The sequence below is a fragment of the uncultured Paraglaciecola sp. genome (assembly GCF_913058035.1).
Taxonomy (GTDB): domain Bacteria; phylum Pseudomonadota; class Gammaproteobacteria; order Enterobacterales; family Alteromonadaceae; genus Paraglaciecola.
Genome location: NZ_CAJXPA010000009.1, coordinates 1 through 18,520 on the forward strand (window position 1 = coordinate 1; position 18,520 = coordinate 18,520).

At 39.7% G+C, this 18,520-nt stretch carries 14 protein-coding genes and 2 tRNA genes; 7 read left to right on the forward strand and 9 right to left on the reverse strand.

Annotated elements, in window-relative coordinates; translation table 11 throughout:
• From rsxC to QZ562_RS02395, 5 genes are all read right to left on the reverse strand, one after another.
• A partial coding sequence (rsxC, locus tag QZ562_RS02375; protein WP_293756413.1) for an electron transport complex subunit RsxC occupies positions 1–2,125 on the reverse strand: 2,125 nt, incomplete at its 3' end.
• A gap of 9 nt (positions 2,126–2,134) precedes the next feature.
• Positions 2,135–2,701: an electron transport complex subunit RsxB gene (gene rsxB / locus QZ562_RS02380; protein ID WP_293756414.1), complete on the reverse strand. Its 567-nt coding sequence runs from the start codon at positions 2,699–2,701 to the stop codon at positions 2,135–2,137.
• On the reverse strand, positions 2,701–3,282 hold the full coding sequence (rsxA, locus tag QZ562_RS02385; protein WP_293756416.1) for an electron transport complex subunit RsxA: 582 nt from the start codon (positions 3,280–3,282) through the stop codon (positions 2,701–2,703). The genes rsxB and rsxA overlap by 1 nt, the downstream gene beginning before the upstream one ends.
• A 149-nt stretch (positions 3,283–3,431) precedes the next feature.
• Positions 3,432–3,508: transfer RNA gene (locus QZ562_RS02390), tRNA-Asn, on the reverse strand.
• Between the two features lie 54 nt (positions 3,509–3,562).
• Positions 3,563–3,639, reverse strand: a tRNA-Asn gene (locus QZ562_RS02395).
• Positions 3,640–4,690: 1,051 nt separating this feature from the next.
• Here QZ562_RS02395 and QZ562_RS02400 point away from each other — a divergent pair.
• The 3 genes from QZ562_RS02400 (at position 4,691) to QZ562_RS02410 (ending at position 9,376) form a co-directional block, all read left to right on the forward strand.
• The gene (locus QZ562_RS02400) at positions 4,691–5,995 is read left to right on the forward strand and encodes an MATE family efflux transporter (protein ID WP_293756516.1); all 1,305 of its coding nucleotides are present in this window, start codon (positions 4,691–4,693) and stop codon (positions 5,993–5,995) included.
• Positions 5,996–6,000: 5 nt separating this feature from the next.
• The gene (uvrB, locus tag QZ562_RS02405) at positions 6,001–8,010 is read left to right on the forward strand and encodes an excinuclease ABC subunit UvrB (protein WP_293756418.1); all 2,010 of its coding nucleotides are present in this window, start codon (positions 6,001–6,003) and stop codon (positions 8,008–8,010) included.
• A gap of 445 nt (positions 8,011–8,455) precedes the next feature.
• On the forward strand, positions 8,456–9,376 hold the full coding sequence (locus QZ562_RS02410) for a LysR family transcriptional regulator (protein ID WP_293756420.1): 921 nt from the start codon (positions 8,456–8,458) through the stop codon (positions 9,374–9,376).
• 240 nt (positions 9,377–9,616) lie between these two features.
• On the opposite strand, the gene queC is transcribed toward QZ562_RS02410, so the two are convergent.
• The gene (gene queC / locus QZ562_RS02415; RefSeq protein ID WP_293756423.1) at positions 9,617–10,276 is read right to left on the reverse strand and encodes a 7-cyano-7-deazaguanine synthase QueC; all 660 of its coding nucleotides are present in this window, start codon (positions 10,274–10,276) and stop codon (positions 9,617–9,619) included.
• Positions 10,277–10,389: 113 nt separating this feature from the next.
• Here queC and queE point away from each other — a divergent pair, with 113 nt between their 5' ends.
• On the forward strand, positions 10,390–11,064 hold the full coding sequence (gene queE, locus QZ562_RS02420; protein WP_293756425.1) for a 7-carboxy-7-deazaguanine synthase QueE: 675 nt from the start codon (positions 10,390–10,392) through the stop codon (positions 11,062–11,064).
• Positions 11,065–11,404: 340 nt separating this feature from the next.
• Positions 11,405–12,274 carry an amino acid ABC transporter substrate-binding protein gene (locus QZ562_RS02425; RefSeq protein ID WP_293756428.1) on the forward strand — a complete coding sequence of 290 codons (870 nt, stop codon included), beginning with the start codon at positions 11,405–11,407 and terminating at the stop codon, positions 12,272–12,274.
• A 68-nt stretch (positions 12,275–12,342) separates the two neighbouring features.
• On the opposite strand, the gene asnB is transcribed toward QZ562_RS02425, so the two are convergent.
• The gene (gene asnB, locus QZ562_RS02430) at positions 12,343–14,010 is read right to left on the reverse strand and encodes an asparagine synthase B (protein WP_293756431.1); all 1,668 of its coding nucleotides are present in this window, start codon (positions 14,008–14,010) and stop codon (positions 12,343–12,345) included.
• A gap of 255 nt (positions 14,011–14,265) precedes the next feature.
• Positions 14,266–15,915 carry a M28 family metallopeptidase gene (locus QZ562_RS02435; RefSeq protein ID WP_293756434.1) on the reverse strand — a complete coding sequence of 550 codons (1,650 nt, stop codon included), beginning with the start codon at positions 15,913–15,915 and terminating at the stop codon, positions 14,266–14,268.
• A 78-nt stretch (positions 15,916–15,993) separates the two neighbouring features.
• Between QZ562_RS02435 and QZ562_RS02440 the strand changes: the two genes are divergently transcribed.
• A complete protein-coding gene (locus tag QZ562_RS02440; RefSeq protein WP_293756437.1) occupies positions 15,994–16,836 on the forward strand; it encodes a DUF3025 domain-containing protein in 843 nt (280 codons plus the stop codon).
• On the opposite strand, the gene QZ562_RS02445 is transcribed toward QZ562_RS02440, so the two are convergent.
• Positions 16,819–17,526 carry a YIP1 family protein gene (locus tag QZ562_RS02445; protein ID WP_293756439.1) on the reverse strand — a complete coding sequence of 236 codons (708 nt, stop codon included), beginning with the start codon at positions 17,524–17,526 and terminating at the stop codon, positions 16,819–16,821. The genes QZ562_RS02440 and QZ562_RS02445 overlap by 18 nt on opposite strands.
• A 163-nt stretch (positions 17,527–17,689) precedes the next feature.
• Here QZ562_RS02445 and QZ562_RS02450 point away from each other — a divergent pair, with 163 nt between their 5' ends.
• Positions 17,690–18,475, forward strand: a complete 786-nt coding sequence (locus QZ562_RS02450) for an ATP-binding cassette domain-containing protein (RefSeq protein WP_293756443.1) — start codon at positions 17,690–17,692, stop codon at positions 18,473–18,475.
• Positions 18,476–18,520: the final 45 nt, after the last annotated feature.

Sequence of the window (18,520 nt, forward strand, 5' to 3'; positions counted from 1 at the left end):
TGTGTGTTTGTTTTTGTGTTATGTTTGTTATATGATTAGTGATTGTTGAGTTATTTATGTTTTGGGCTGGTGATGATTTATCGGACGTACCATGGTTGTTTGTGATTTTTTGTGCGTCAAGTTTAGCTCTGGACTTGGCAACTGCAGCAGTAATTCTAGTTTGTTTGCTGTAGGATTTATCTTGCGCTTGTTGATGTGGTATCACATCTTCCGGAATAACAGTATTTTTGACTTCAACTTGCACTTGATTATTGACTTTGGCAAGTTGTTCAGTCGCCCCTTCATCTACTCGTTCATCATCTAAGTCGTTGTGTTGTTTCTGAATGATTTTTTTATTTAATTCAGTCACGTTTTTATTATCTTTTAGAACAGGTTCAGGCTTAGCAGTAGTAACTGGAACTTCAGACGCCGCTTTTTTTGCTTTTGCCCGCTCGATGGCTGCTTGAACGCGTTGATTCGAACTGACTGATTTTGTTGATGGTTCGGTTTCTTTAGCTCGAATTGTCTCTTGGGCATCACTAGCAGGGGCGACTTTGGTTGGTTCTGTTAGTTTGTCATCTGCGGCGCTGGAAACCTGTTTCTTGGCTTTTGCCCTGGCTAGGGCTGCTGCAATCTTGTCTTTAGCATTGTTGCCGCTTCCGGCCATGGCTTGTTTTCTAGACTCCGCGGCTAAACGATGTTTTTCGTCTCTGGCTTGCTGCTCTGCAATCAATCTCGCCTCACGTTTTTCGAAGCGGCCTCGTGCTTTGTCTGATTTTTGTTTGTCTTCTTGTTCTACTCTTATTTCAGATTTTGCTATGCGGTAATAGTGAACCAAAGGTATTTCGCTGGGACATACATAGGCACAGGCACCACACTCGATACAATCGAATAAATTATACTCTTGAGCCTTTTCTAGTTCGTTGGCTTTTGAATGCCAAAACAATTGTTGTGGTAACAAGCTTGCAGGACAAACATCTGCGCATGCACTGCAGCGAATACAGGCTTGTTCGTTGTTACCTGCCATTTCATTGTCAGTCGGCGCCAAGATACAGTTGGTGGTTTTTACTACAGGCACCAAATCATTTATCATACTAAAGCCCATCATGGGACCGCCCATAATAATGTTAGGTTGATTCTGAACTGCCTGCTTGTAATCACAATGTGCTAAAAGGTGGGCAACAGGGCTGCCAATAAGTGCCCAAACATTACCAGGTTTTTCTGTGGCTTCACCTGTAATAGTGACCACACGTTCAATAAGTGGTTTACCCGAAAAAATGGCATCAGCTATGGCGAAACACGTGCCCACATTATGCATAATGACACCCACATCAACAGGTAACCCTTTGGCAGGCACTTCTCTATTGGTTAACACTTGTATCAGCTGTTTCTCGCCACCAGCAGGATACTTAGTTGGCACATTACAGATACGGTAATTAGGATTTTCTCGACACGCCACTTGCATCGCTTCGATGGCTTCAGGTTTGTTGTTTTCTATGCCAATAAGTACATGTTTGGGTTTAATAAGATGACACAGCACATCTATACCCTGTCTTATTTGCCAAGCATGTTCACGCATTAAACGATCATCAGAGGTAATGTAAGGTTCACATTCAATGCCGTTAATGATTAAAAAATCGACGTCTTTTTTTGGCGAAGACTTAATATGCGTAGGAAATCCAGCTCCACCCATACCGCTGATACCAGCATCACAAATCGCTGATAACACTTGCATTTTCGGTTGGTTTTGATAATCGAACAAAGGGATAAGCTGAGTCCATTTGTCTTGTTGGTCGCTGCTTATTTGCACCGTCAATTCCGGTAAACCAGACGGATGGGCTGATACGTGTTTGTCGATTGCTGTAACTTCGCCAGAAGTGGGGGCATGAATAGGTACTGCAAACGGGTTCATGCTTTTAGTCAATGCTTGGCCTTTGAGCACTTTTTGACCTACTTCAACAATTAGGTGACCTTCGACACCGATATGTTGTTTTACTGTTACATACAAACGCTCTGGGATAGACAATCTCTGTATTGGGGTCTGATTAGAAAGCGTTTTACGCTCGGCAGGAAATACACCACCAGGGAAGTCCCATAATTCATGGTTGTCTAATTTTTCAATAATGTGGTCAAAGTTATTTAGCATAATTCTCGTCTAACCTATTTGCTTAATAGGAATGGCAGCGATATCCCAACGCCAAGATGCGGCACTACTTGCCATGGGCAACATATCGATGCAATCAACAGGGCAGGGGTCTACACATAGGTCACACCCGGTGCACTCGTCTACAATTACGGTATGCATTTGTTTAGCCGCACCTAATATGGCGTCAACAGGGCAGGCCTGAATACATTTTGTGCAACCAATACATTCGTCTTCACGAATGTATGCAACCTTCTTAATATCTTCTTCACCATGTGCAGCGTCCAAAGACTTGGCTTCTACACCCATCAGGTCAGCTAATTTTTTTATGGTGACATCGCCACCCGGAGGGCATTTATTTATTTCGTCACCATCAGCAATCGCTTGCGCATAGGGTTTGCATCCTGGATATCCACATTGTCCACATTGGGTTTGGGGAAGTATTTGATCAATTTGTTCGACTAATGGATCACTTTCAACTTTAAATTTTACCGCCGCAAAACCAAGTATCAACCCAAAAACCAGTGCTAACAAACCAATGGCTAATAGAGCTGTTAAAATAGCGAAACCTAGTGACATTAAAATTTCACCAAACCAGTGAAGCCCATGAAGGCTAAAGACATCAAACCTGCAGTGATCATACCTATAGAAGCCCCTTTAAACGGTTTAGGTACGTCAGCTACCGCTAAACGTTCACGCATTGCAGAGAATAATATAAGTACTAAAGAAAACCCCACTGCTGCACCAAAACCGTAAATGACTGATTCAACAAAATTGTGTTGTTGGTTGATATTTAGTAATGCAACGCCTAACACTGCACAGTTGGTGGTGATGAGTGGTAAAAATATGCCTAACAAGCGGTATAAGGTTGGGCTGGTTTTGTGAACCACCATTTCAGTAAACTGCACAACGACGGCAATCACCAAAATAAAGCTCAGCGTTCTCAAGTAACCTATGCCGAGTGGAAGCAGTATGTAGTGTTCAACTAAGTAGCTTGAAAGTGAGGCGAGTGTTAATACAAACGTCGTGGCCATAGACATTCCAATAGCGGTTTCTAATTTTCCAGATACCCCCATAAATGGACATAGGCCTAAGAATTGAACCAACACAAAGTTGTTTACCAGCACAGTGCCGATTAGTAGTAATAGGAATTCGGTCATGAAGAGTAGATATAAGCCAGGAGTTATTAATGCAGGACCATTATCTTTGTTTAAGCATCCATTAACAACTCGATATTCGAAAGTTTGCTATATAAAAGAGAATATTGATGAAATAAATAGAATAAAGGAGTGATAGATGTGTGTTGAATTGGCTCCCCCTCCCCGACTCGAACAGGGGACCTGCGGATTAACAGTCCGTCGCTCTAACCAGCTGAGCTAAGGGGGAATTCAATTCAATATTAAATATTTGTTTAAATATTTAATTAACTACAAGTATATTTGGCTCACCCTCCCCGACTCGAACAGGGGACCTGCGGATTAACAGTCCGTCGCTCTAACCAGCTGAGCTAAGGGGGAACTTTATACTAACGTATCGAAGCAGTCTAATTATAAATCTTAGTGCTTTTCAACGGGGCGGAATAATAATGAGCATAGCGCCTGCTGTCAATACTCAAAGTGAGTTTTTATCTATATATTTTAAACTTTCACACAATCTGTACGTATTACCAACACATAAAAAAATACATCGTTTTATTGCTCTAAAATCATTCGGTTTTAGTCTGCCAATTTGTCATTTAATCAAAGACTGTTTTTTGATTTCGTTATAACTAATTGTTATTAATGAATTATTGATTACTGTATATAAAAACAGTATTTAACAAAAGTGTAACGTTTGTTGGCTATGCAAAAGGTTAGTAAGTACTAACCGAAATGAAACCACATGCAGGTTCCAATGTACGCCAATTAAAGGGCGAGGGCAGTTATCCACGAATCTTGTGGATAACTTTGTGGATTAAATTGTTGGTAATAAAAAAATACCCATCAATTCAAAGTCAAGAGTTGAAGTAAAAAATATGATGTTATTTTAAAAAGTGTAATAAAAACATATGGATATGTTTTTATTACACTTGGCTTTTTTTAAAAAAAGATATCGCGAATTGTGTGGTAATTTTGTTGTGTGTTGTTTTTAAACAGAAAAGCAAAATTATACGTGATTGATAGATTATTTTTTCAATTTGAATTAATTGTTACCAATACAATAAAATTTATTTTGTGTTGTAACACTTGGATAAAATATAAACCGTCAATAAATCTACGTTTATGTGTATTTAAAAAGATACACACTACGACAACCTACTTTTCTAACAAATGAGTAATTTTAATGCACTCAAATATAAGAGATATGAAGAAAAAATCGCGTATTATGTATATCTTTACGGTTATGTTAAAAAAACAACATGATGATAAGATTTTATATTTAAAATTTTATCATCATGTTGTTTCGATTTAGTCGGCCACCTTATCCATCAATACCTTCAATTGTGAGAGTGTAATATTGACTTTAAATATTAAAAAAACATCTCCTCCAGATTTGCTTAACAATGATATTACCATCACGCTACGTAAAATGACCTTGCCTACAATAGTGGGTATGGTTGTTTTAATGACATTCGGACTGGTAGATACCTTTTTTATTGGTATGTTAGGTACCCAAGAACTTGCTGCCATTAGTTTTACATTTCCGGTTACCTTCACTGTTATCAGTTTAAATATTGGTTTGGGAATAGGTACTTCAGCTGTTATTGCTAAATTACTTGGAGCAAAGCAACACAGCCAAGCAAAGGAGACGGCAACAGGTGCGTTAATGTTGACTATGGTGTTAGCGATTGTTTTTGCTGTTTTTGGCGTTGTAACTTTGGAACCAATCTTTCGGCTGATGGGCGCAGATGAAAATCAGTTGAGTTTGATTACAAAATATATGTTGGTGTGGTACGGCGCAGGGGTGTTTTTGGCAATGCCTATGGTGGGTAATAGTGTGTTACGTGCTTATGGTGACACCAAGACGCCGAGTTATGTGATGGCTTTTGGAGGCCTTATCAATGTGGTCCTCGATCCTATTCTTATATTTGGTTGGGGACCAGTACCTGCCTTTGGGATCCAAGGCGCAGCCATCGCTACTCTTGTCGCTTGGGCTGTTGGCTTGTTCTATATTTTGTATGTGTTGGCCGTCAAGCGAAAATTAATTGAGCCTAGACTACTCAACTGGCAAGAATTAAAACGTAGCACAGGTGGTATATTAAAAATTGGTTTACCTGCCGCCGGTGCAAATATGTTAACACCTATTTCTGCTGGAATAGTTACCGCATTTGTCGCAGGTTATGGCCCTCAAGCAGTCGCTGCTTGGGGAGTGGGTGGTCGATTAGAATCTATTGCCAGTATAGTAGTACTGTCATTATCGATGTCACTACCCCCTTTTATTAGTCAGAATTTTGGCGCAAATAATATTGACCGAGTAAAACAAGCTTACAGTTTATGTGTCAAATTTGTGATTGTATGGCAGCTAATTATATTTGGCATATTGGTTCTTTTATCAGACGTCATTGCCAATATATTTAGTAATGAGCCAGAAGTCATTTCGATCATAGTACTGTTTTTAGTGGTTGTACCTTTGGGATACGGTACGCAAGGAGTGACTATTTTGACTAATTCATCGTTTAATGCCATGCATATGCCGATGTCAGCTTTATCATTGAATGCAATGCGTTTATTTGTATTTTTTGTGCCTTTTTCTCTTTTAGGTAGTCATTGGTTTGAGTTACCTGGACTTTTTTGGGCGGGAGTAGTGGCAAATTTAGCTGTCGGTTGTATTGCCTTTATATGGTGTAAAACCATCCTCGCCTCTCGATTTAAACAAAATGTATTGAGTAAATAAGATTTATGAGTAGAGCATTTGAATTATCATCCAGTTATTCACCAGCTGGCGATCAACCCAAAGCAATAAAAGCGTTAGTTGAGGGCCTAGAGAATGGCTTAGCACGACAAATATTATTGGGTGTCACTGGTTCAGGAAAAACCTTTACTATGGCTAACGTAATTGAAAAGGTGCAGCGGCCAACATTGATATTGGCGCATAACAAAACCTTAGCGGCTCAACTTTACGGTGAGATGAAAGAGTTTTTCCCAAATAACGCAGTGGAATATTTTGTATCTTATTACGACTATTACCAACCTGAGGCTTATGTGCCCTCGAGCGACACTTTTATTGAAAAAGATTCATCGATAAACGCACACATCGAACAAATGCGTTTATCAGCGACTAAATCTCTTATGGAAAGACGCGACGTAATTATTGTTTCTAGTGTGTCTGCTATTTATGGTTTGGGCGATCCTGATTCTTACATGAAAATGTTGGTACATTTTCGTCAAGGCGATATTATGAATCAACGAGACATTTTGCGACGTTTAGTTGAAATTCAATATACTCGCAATGATGTTGCGTTTGACCGAGGTACGTTTAGAGTTCGCGGTGACGTAATTGATGTATTCCCTGCTGACTCTGAGCGTCATGCTATCCGAGTGGAGTTGTTCGACGAAGAAGTCGAGCGTATCAGCATTTTTGATCCCCTTACGGGCGCTGTGGAAAAAACGGTAACCCGAGCCACTGTTTTTCCAAAAACTCATTATGTTACGCCCAGACAAAAAATAATTGATGCAATTGAACATATCAAAGTTGAGTTGAAAGAAAGGCGTGAGCAACTTAAATCAGCTAATAAATTAGTAGAAGAGCAACGTGTGTCTCAGCGCTGTCAATTTGACATGGAAATGATGCAAGAGCTTGGGTATTGCTCAGGTATTGAAAATTATTCTCGATATTTATCAGGCCGAAATCCTGGCGATCCACCACCTACTTTAATTGACTATTTCCCATCTGACGGATTAATGTTTATTGATGAATCCCATGTCACTGTGTCACAAATTGGGGCTATGTATAAAGGTGACAGGTCTCGTAAAGAAACATTAGTAGAATATGGATTCAGATTACCTTCAGCATTAGATAACAGGCCTTTAAAATTTGAAGAGTTTGAGCAAATTGCGCCACAAACGGTCTACGTGTCTGCTACGCCTGGTAAATTCGAACTAGCGACCGTACCGGACGATATAATTGAGCAACTAGTTCGCCCTACAGGGTTACTTGATCCAGAAATAGAAATAAGACCAGTAGGTACTCAAGTTGATGATCTACTTTCTGAGATTCATAAGTGTGTAGCGGCCAATGAAAGAGTGCTAGTAACTACGTTAACTAAACGTATGTCTGAAGACTTAAGTGATTACCTTGATGAACACGGTGTGAAGGCCCGTTATTTACACTCAGATATAGACACGGTAGAACGTATTGAGATTATTCGAGATCTGCGTATAGGTAAATTTGATGTGTTGGTTGGGATCAACTTGCTTAGAGAAGGGCTCGACATGCCAGAGGTGGCGTTAGTGGCAATTCTTGATGCGGATAAAGAGGGATTTTTGCGTTCTGATAAGTCTTTAATTCAGACGATGGGCCGAGCAGCGCGACATCTTAACGGTCGGGCAATATTGTATGGAGACAGGATCACCGGTTCGATGCAGCGAGCTATTGAAGAAACTGACAGACGACGAGAAATACAACGTGCCTATAATCTTAAACATGGAATTATTCCTACGCAGATGAATAAACCCATTACCGATATCATGGACGTGGGAGATGGCGATTCTGATAGTAAAGTTAAACTTAGATTAGTGGGTGAGTCGAGCAAAAAATATAATTCACTTAGTACACCGCAACTCTTGCAAAAAATCACTGAGCTTGAAAAAGTGATGTTTAAAGCTGCAAAAGACCTAGAGTTTGAAAAAGCGGCGAATCTGCGTGATGACATAGAAGCTTATCGGGCTCAAATAGTAAAAAATTCCTAATATATTTAAAACGTTTAATCTACATGGCATCGGCAATATAATATTATTTTAGTATCTTGCTGATGCCATATGCTGTTTAGAACAACGGTTAGGCTGCTCGAAGATTAAATAACAAACCCTTTAGCACAATGAAGAATAGGAGAATTAGGATTGAGGAAAAAGGAGTATCGAATTAACTAGTCTTATGAAGTGGAATAACAATATTAATGTTTAATAATTATATGGCTTTTCTTTCAAGACAATAACCAGCGCAATTCCCTTGTTATTTCTGGTCAAGTTTCTTCAACCATTTGTGTTATAAATATAATGTTTGTTTTTCCTCAACACTGCTGTTTTAGTTGTTCTGATAAATTTCCATTGTAATCCGGCTGCGGCTTTCCTAATATACACCTTAGTATAAATTTCTATACCTATAATCACAACTATATCTATAAGTGGTACTGTAATGTTGAACCGTCTTCAAGAATCTGATATCAAATTACTTCGAGTATTTTTCGCTGTAGCTTCATGCAATGGTTTTACTGCAGCTGAGCCTGTTTTACGCATGCAACGCCCAAATATCAGTGCTGCCATCAAAAAGCTTGAAGAACGCCTAGATTTAGTTCTATGCCACCGTGGCCGTGGTGGTTTTCAGATGACCAAAGAAGGTGAAGTGGTTTTTCAGGAAACTAAACGTATTTTCAATTCTTTCGATAACTTTGTATTTAATTTAAAAAGTCTACATGACGATTACTCAGGGCATATCACCTTAGTGATGATGGCGGGTTTACCGCTTTCATATCACTTAGCAGTTAGTAAATCTGTTAAAAGTACTATGAAAAAATTCAGTGATATTCATGTAAATATTCAAACTCGTTTGTATAACGAAGTCGAGCACGCTGCATTATCTGGGGAGTGTCATTTAGTGTTATCGACTTACGATATGGTTAAACCTGAATCTGTTACTTTTCATCCTGTAGATGTGGAATGTAAAGGCAGATTATATTGCGCCGCTTCTCATGCCTTAGCAAAATACCGAGATGGTCTACCTGACAATGTTAAAATTGGAGATTACCCAGCAATCGGTATTTCTGGTTTGTCCTCAGCAAATTATATTTCTGGTGACACGCGAATGGCTATTCAAACCTTCTCCGACTCTTACGATGCGTGTTTATCAGCTATAATGACTGGCGAATATGTGGGGCTTTTACCAGATTATGTACTCAGCAATCAAGCGGCAGGCTTAGGACTGGTGCCGGTTGGAAACAATTTATTTGAATTTAGTCATGAGCTGTTCGTGATGAACGGTAAAAACACTCGCTTAAACCCTGTTTTAAGACATCTAATAAAAGAGCTTAGTTACTTTATTCAGCAAGTTGAAAAGTAAACTAAGTGTTAAGATCAAATTCTTGTAGCCATGCTAGGTGAAGTAAGTTTTGATTCGGAGGCGGCTCCAGGACAACCGTCGCAAGACGCCATTAATAAAAAAGGTAAAGAAAAACACAAGCACCAGCACCAGACATAGTAATATTCTTATCTATAATATGTTCATTGTTTTGTGCTCTCAATACCTTGTATCGTTATGATTATAATTTTTATTTAAGTTGCACGACGTTTTGCAGTAACGTTATCCCTCATACTCCAAGGGATCACTTATTCCATTTTCAGTAAACGCTTCTAATCTTTCCTGACAAGCTCCACATTTACCACATGCTTTTTCACGGCCGTTGTAACAAGTCCAAGTTTGGTTGTAATCCAAACCCATTTCTAAGCCAGCTGTTAAAATAGCGGTTTTACTGACATCTAAATAAGGCGTGACAATTTCAACTACTTCGTAGTTCGCTATGGCACATACATCATTCATTCTATGGACAAATTCAGGACGGCAGTCCGGGTAGATGGCATGATCGCCGGAGTGTGCACCGTAGTAAACTTTATTGGCGCTGATTGAAACGGCATAACCTACTGCCATCGATAACAGAATCATATTACGATTTGGTACTACTGTACTTTTCATGCTTTCTTCTTCGTAATGTCCCTCTGCTACTTCAATGTCTGACGTGAGTGATGAACCACCGATGAGTTGATTGATCGCTGAAATATCAACCACTTTATGTTTTACATTTAGAACTTTGCATGCACGAGCAGCATAATCTAGCTCTTTTTTATGTTTTTGACCATAGTCAAAAGACAAGGCAAACACCTCTAAGCCTTGCTTGGCTGCTAGGTTTAGGACAGTAAACGAGTCCATTCCACCAGAAAAAATTACCACTACCTTTTGTGACATGGGCTTTGCTTCTTTATAATCAATTAATGAATTGAGATTTTAAGTGATTTAAGGGTAAATTCCCACAACAGGGTGCTCTCTTAGCGACATCCATTAAACAAATAGGAAAGTCATTGAATTTATATAAAATTAATGAAGTGTTTGAGTCTTTGCAAGGCGAGGGCAGTTATACCGGTTTACCATCCATTTTTGTGCGTTTGCAAGGCTGCCCAGTAGGGTGTCCATGGTGTGATACTAAACATACTTGGGTGGTGTCACCTGAATTAAACACCACAAGCGATGTGGTAATGGCCGAGACTGCCGAGTCTGGTAGTTGGTTTGAACACACAACGCAGCAGTTACTAGACCTTTTTAATCAACATGGTTATGTGGCTAAGCATATCGTGATCACGGGAGGTGAACCTTGCTTGTATGATTTGACTGAGATCACTACTAGCTTAATAGAAAAAGGTTATTCGGTTCAAATTGAAACCAGCGGTACCTATGAAATCATGGTCCATTGCGATACATGGGTAACTGTTTCACCTAAAGTTAATATGCCAGGAGGCAGGACTGTATTAAAAAGTGCAATGCGCCGTGCAAATGAAATCAAACATCCAATAGCCATGCAAAAACATATCGAAGAGTTAGACGAGGTGTTAGCACTTTTGGGTGACCAGCATGCACCCAATATTTATTTACAACCTATTAGTCAACAAAAACGGGCGACCGACCTCGCAATCAAAACCTGCATAGCGCGTAATTGGCGCCTGTCGCTGCAAACGCATAAATTTATTGGGATCGAGTAACCGTTTTATGAAAGGCATATGCCATTCATGCCCATCAACGCATTAGACTTTTTGGATCTGTACGCAAAAGCTTAAAGTCTCTTTGGCACTAAAACTATTGCTAGCTTTTGTTTACTTCCAACCATAATCAGGGATGATAAAACTTAAAAAGTGATCAGCAGTATCGAAAATTTAGAAAGAGCTGTCAGCCTGCGTTTTACAATGAGAATAAACAACCATGTTTTGGCTGTGCAACGTCACATATCTTACAAAGTTGCCTAATAATCAACTTGAAGTGATAATGATGATGATAATTGATGGCAAACAAACTTAAAAACCTTTTAACTGTGCTGGGTGATTTATGAACAAAATATTAGTTGGTTTTATTCTACTCTTTAGCGTTAACGCTAAGAGTGCATCATGGCAAATAACTTTTCCTCGTCCGGCCGAATCAACGTCAACAATTGATGAGTACCCGATCCAACTATTGTCATTGGCGTTAGATCAGACAGGGGTTAATTATCAACTCAAACATTCAGAAAATAGCCTAACTAAGGGCAAGGCCTTAGATAGACTGCAAGACAATAGAGAGATAAATATTGTTTGGGGTATGACTAATTCTCAACGTGAAAAAGAATTATTGCCCATACGTATTCCAATATTTAAAGGATTGATTGGATGGCGTTTATTGTTAATTAGGCAAGACATGGCTGGGCGTTTTAAATACATCCAGCAACTTGAGCATTTTATTAAACTTTCTCCCTTACAGGGGCGAGATTGGCCTGATACCAAAGTACTGCAATACAACGGTTTCGATGTCATCACGGAGAGAACCAGCAGCGCACTAATGAAAATGCTTAGCAATGCACAAGGAGATTTTTTCCCACGCTCTATTATTGAAGTATGGGAAGAGTTGGCTGAAAACGATTCAGTCAATCGAATTCAGGTTCAGCCGACTCTTGGGATACATTATCCTTCCGCTATTTATTTTTTTGTAAATAAGAGAAGTGTGCCCTTAGCCAATCTGATTGAAAAAGGGCTAGAGAAAGCGATTAAAAATGGCAAATTTGAAGCGCTATTTTTAGAGCATTATAAGGCTTATATTGATAAATCACAGATTGAAAAAAGAAATTTCTATCAACTAGAAAATACTTTTTTACCAGAAAAAACGCCCCTAGATAGAAAGGAGTTATGGTTTGACGCGAAAATGCACGGCCTTACTGAGCAATAAAAAACCAGAGCCATAAACCCTGGTTTTTTGTTTTCATCGATTTATCGCTAACTTAGTTTAATCGTAACCTAGCCTTTACCATGTATGCTCTTCATTGAACGCCCAGATGGGTCAGCATTGTTTTTAAAGCTTTCATCCCATTCCAACGCTTCAACAGTACTACAAGCGATTGACTTGCCTCCTGGCACACACTTTGCTGCTGTTTCTTGTGGAAAGTAACCTTCAAAAATAGTGCGGTAGAAGTAACCTTCTTTGGTGTCTGGAGTATTGGTTGGAAACCTAAACTGTGCAGAGGCAAGTTGTTGGTCGTCTACTTTTGTTTCAACGAACTCTTTAATAGAATCGATCCAAGAGTAACCGACGCCGTCGCCAAATTGTTCTTTTTGACGCCATAGAACTTCGGCAGGTAAATATTCGTTATTGTCGAATGCTTTACGTAAAATCCATTTTTCCATCTTACCGTCAAGACACATCTTATCTTGTGGGTTAAGACGCATGGCTACATCCAAAAATTCTTTGTCTAAAAATGGCACGCGCGCTTCCACACCCCAAGCAGAAGTAGATTTATTTGCTCGAGCACAATCGAAAAGATGCAAACGATCTAATTTACGTACTGTTTCTTCATGAAATTCTTTGGCGTTAGGTGCTTTGTGAAAATACAAATAACCACCGAATATTTCATCGGCACCTTCACCCGATAATACCATTTTAATACCCATCGCTTTTATTTTACGGGTCATCAAATACATTGGGGTTGCGGCGCGGATAGTAGTGGTGTCGTAAGTTTCAAGATGATAAATCACGTCACGTATAGCATCCAAACCTTCTTGAATAGTAAAGTGAATTTCGTGATGCACGGTACCTATCATATCAGCGACTTTTCTTGCTGCAATAAGATCCGGTGCACCTTCTAGGCCTACGGCAAATGAATGCAGACGTGGCCACCATGCGTCAGACTGGTCGTCATCCTCAACACGCTTAGCAACATATTTAGCCGCAATAGCAGAAACTAAAGATGAGTCTAAGCCGCCTGACAATAATACTGCGTAAGGCACGTCAGACATAAGGTGTGATTTGACTGCTTTTTCGAAGGCAACTTTTAAGTCTTCTAAATTAGTTTCGTTGTTCTTAACATTCTCAAAGTCCATCCAGTCGCGCTGATAGTATTTAGTCAGCTCGCCAGTTTGGCTCCACATGTAATGTCCAGGAGGAAACTCTTGTACGGTTTTACACACGGGCACTAACGCCTTCATCTCAGATGCCACATACAAGTTACCGTGTTCATCATAACCTGTGTAAAGCGGAATAATACCCATATGGTCACGAGCGATAAGGTAGGCATCTTTTTCTTGATCATATAAGACAAATGCAAACATGCCTTGCAACTCATCTATAAAACTTAGCCCTTTTTGCTGATACAAAGGTAAAATCACTTCACAATCAGACTTTGTTCTAAAGTCGTAAGGTGTTTCAAGTGTCGATTCTAATGCTTTGTGATTATAAATCTCGCCATTCACAGCTAACACTTGATTATTATCGCGGCTTATCAGCGGTTGAGCGCCTGTGTCGACGTCGACTATCGCCAAACGTTCATGACATAAAATTGCATTATCATTATTCCAAATGCCTGACCAATCAGGACCCCGATGACGGAGTAATTTGGAAAGCTCTAAGGCTTGCGTTCTAAGTTCTGCTGCATCACTTTTGATACCCAGAATACCGAAAATACCACACATAAAAATAATTCTCTGAATTGCTAGTTATAGGGGCTTGGCTATTCTATTGAGCCAAGTCTGATATCGCGACGAATTTTGTTATTTTTGTTGGTTCAATCACGCAATTGAATTTGCCAGCCTGAGCGGAGAATGCAAGGGGAAAGTGTTATTTTCTTACATTTGTTGGCTATTAGTAAGACTAAAGGGTGTTTTATGCAGTTAAGTAGAGGCCATAGAACAAGGTTCCTCATCTATGGCCTTTAAATATAAGAGTTATTATTTAGTTCTTTGAAACTCACTGGTGGTTGCCCATTTCGGCCAATCATCAGATGACACTATGTCATAACCGACTTCAAATAATAATTGCGCATCTTGCTGAATACCAGATAAGTCCCAGTTTTCGCGGTATCTATCACACACTTGATGGTAGCAACCTGTGACAATCACATTAGTTCGCTTTCGGTACTCAGCCGTCGCTTCATCGATAGGCTCTTCACCACCTTTAGCATAAAGTGCTGGCACACCTTGTTTGGCAAAACTGAAATGGTCAGAACGATAATAATAACCGGCTTCTGGTCGACCTTCTTGCACTAAATAACGGCCTTGGCGCTTGGCTGCTTTTTCAAGATAAGTTTCTAACTCAGACTTACCCATACCAATAACCGCCACATCTTTGGTTTTACCCAAAACACTCATGGCATCCATATTGATATTGGCAACTGTCTTGGCTAAAGGAATGATCGGATGCTCTGAATAATACTTTGAACCTAACAAGCCTTGTTCTTCAGCGGTGACCATCAAAAAGGTGCTCGAACGTTTAGATTTCACAGTTAATTCTGAGTAAGCTTTGGCCATAACTAAGCTTGCAGCTATACCCGTCGCATTATCATGCGCTCCATTATATATTTGATCACCAACTTTACCTTCATCTTTGCCTAAGTGATCCCAATGAGCAGAAAATATGAGGTGTTCGTCAGGTTTTTCAGAACCGGGTAAAGTAGCAATAACGTTGTAACTTGTTGACTTTTTAAAGCTGTTGTTAACCGTCACCGAGGCATTCAGTCCTAAGCTTTTGTTATAAGGGCCTGATACTGCCTTGGCTTTCTCTTCTGCAAAATTAAGTCCTGCATTAGCAAATACTTGTTGCGCTGACTCAGTGGTTAACCAACCTTCTACTGCTACTTTGTCAGCGTTTCCATTTTTACTTACCAGACCATACTGTGGGCCACTCCAACTATTGGCAACCACTGTCCATCCGTAGGATGCGGGTTGGGTTTCATGGACAATAATGGCGGCTTCTGCACCTTGACGACTGGCTTCTTCATATTTGTAAGTCCAGCGGCCATAATAAGTCATGGTTTTACCTTGAAACTTATCACCTTGGGGGTTTTCAAAGCCGGGGTCATTGACTAAAATAACCACTGTTTTACCTTTTACATCTAGGCCTTGGTAATCATTCCAATCGTATTCAGGTGCGTTGACACCATAACCAACAAAGACCACTTCTGAATTTTTTAATTCAACTTTAGCCTGCTCTCTGCTGGTAGAGGCCATCATGCCTTCTTTATAAGTGAAGTTATTTTCGCCTATGGTCATCGTCATATCTGAATCAGCGGTCATTTCAATTAATTCTACTGGTTGTAAATAACTGTCACCATTACCGGGTTGGTAACCTAGTTGTTTGAATTCGTTAACCAAATAATCCAATGTTTTTTGCTCACCTATTGTGGTGGGTAAGCGCCCTTCAAATTCATCCGAGGCTAAAACTTTGATATGTTTTTTTAAATCATCGGTGTTAATACTGTGATAAACATCGATAAAGTTATTGACTACCGGCGCAGGATCTTTGACTTGCTTGTCTTGGCAGGCTGATAAAGCTAATGTCATTGGCAGGCATAACATTAGGAGTTTGTGGCAAGTTTTCATATAGTTGCTCTTGTAGTTACAAAGGTTAAAGATTATAAAACGCATCCTTTTTACATCAGATCAATATTAAGGGCAATTGTGACCGCTTGGAATCACGAATTTATTAGTCAATTACCAATGTTGCCAATGCAACAACTTGAAACGCATTTTGACTTGTCCGGTTTTTCTGACTGGCCAAATGCTTATGGACTCAATAATTTAAAAAACCTCAAAGAGAATGTGGATATTCCTGATTTTGTTTGTCAAAGCCAGCTAGCTGAATCTGATCATTATTACGAGCAAATTATCCACCAACAACATACTATTCCGACCCGGCCAAACAGCTGGCATGACTTGTTTAATGGATTGATTTGGCTACAGTTTCCACAAACAAAACAGTTGTTAAACAAGCAGCACGTTGAGGATATTGAGCGATATGGGTTATCTCCGCGCACTCCTAGAAGAAATAACTTAACCCATTTTGATGAGTGCGGAGTGATTGTTACTTATCAGCGTGCTGATTTTTTTACCCAGATTGTTGACAATTTAAAGCAGCATCAATGGCAATCTGTATTTGTTGAAAATAGACATTGTTGGGGTAACGAGATAAATAGTTTTATATTTGGTCATGCTAATCTTGAAATGTTGTTACAGCCCTTTATTGGTTTAACAGGTAAGTGTTTGGCGATAGAGGTAGATCGTCAATTTTCAACATTACCCTACACCGAGCAGTTGGCTCAACTCGATCACTTATTAGTTAAGCATATTCTAGAAACGGACTTGTTTTCATCAAAAAAGCCACTTAGCCCAATACCAATATTGGGCATCCCTGGTGTATGGGATGCCAACAATGATCCTGCATTTTATGGGAATACAGGTTATTTCAGACCTAAGTCTTCGCCAAAGTCTTCGCCAAAGTCATCATCAAATAGCGATAAATAAAGCCCAACTGGCCCAAATTAGTACGTAGGGAGCAATAGCAATCACATAGGTCTTCTTTACAGGGAGTTGGGTCCATTGACTTAATCCTACTGCGGTTAGGTACATCACCCATATAGATTCCAAGCGGATTGCCTGCATCAAAGATGCCCATGACGAATTCATTTCCACAGAAAAAATAAAGGCAAATGAAGTAGGAGCCATACTTACTGGGGATAATTGACTATCCTGCGACACTAACACCACCAATATGCCCAATAGGCTAGAAACAATGACGGGTATGCTGACCCACCAACTAAAGCCATACCAGTCGGTATAACCTTGCACACACTCTTCATCTGCTTTCGTCACAATATTGAGATAAAGAGCTAAGATCGCATTACTGACAAGAAGCATAAATACAGAGCCAAACACCCCTGTCCACATGGATTGTGATTGATCTGCCATCACGTTACGAAATACATTCTGCTCAGCGGGGCTTAAATCGCCCGCCATGGCTTGCACCATTAATTCGGTATACCAAGAAAAGTCGACAAAATTAAAATACATGTAAATGGGTAATGCACCGATAACAGCGATACATATAAAAGGTATCCAAGACCAGTTATGGGTCTCGCTTATGGTGGCAAAGACCTGATTAGGCTTAACAAAAATATCCTTCATGGCCTGAAATGGATTACTAACCTGTTGCATACAACTCTCCCTATTAAATTATTCTACAGCGATATACGCCCAAGATTTTTTCATTAATCTGAACGAATCTAATATTGTTACATATTTTTTTTCTTAATCGCATGTAATAAAACATAAAATTGAAGGACTATAGTACTGACTTGTCACAAACTAGGAAAACGGAATGATAGAAATAAAACAACTGGCTAAGAAATTTGCCGTGGAAAATCCTAAAAAACTCAGTGAACAAGAGAAAAAAGACCCAAGGTTAAAAGGGCGCTTTTTCCACTCGGTCCAAGATGTGTCTTTTACCTGTCACAAAGGTGAAGTGTTAGGATTGCTTGGCCCCAATGGTGCAGGTAAAACGACGACCTTACGTATGTTGTCTACTGCACTGAAACCCGATAGTGGCAGTGTAGAAATAAGCGGTGATAATGTGTTAGCCAATCCTATTATTGCCCGTAAGAAGATAGGGTTTTTATCAGGTTCTACTGGTTTGTACGGTCGTTTAACAGGTCGCGAAAATATCCATTATTTTGGTCAACTACACGGAATGAGCGAAGAGTCTATCGTCAAGCGTATAAATGAGCTAGCTGACTTGTTAGATATGCATGATTTTTTAGACCGACGTTCTGAAAATTTTTCAACTGGTATGAAACAAAAAACCGCTATTGCTCGTGCGGTGGTGCATTCACCAGAGTTCGTTATTTTAGATGAACCCACAACGGGCCTAGATATTATGGCCACACAAACGGTACTCGAATTTATTCGTGGTTTAAAAGAGCAGGGTACACCAGTGATTTTCTCCACCCATCATTTGGATGAGGTGGAAGAGTTATGTGACAAAGTCACCGTTATTGATCTAGGCCGCACTATGTTTGATGGGGATATCGCCAGCTTTAAGGCGCTTGCACAAGGCTCATTGCACCAGTCCTTTATGGCCGCCATTCAATCCACTACTAGCGAATAGAGAGTCTTCAACGGCTTATAAATTAAGAGTCTTCAACGGCTTATA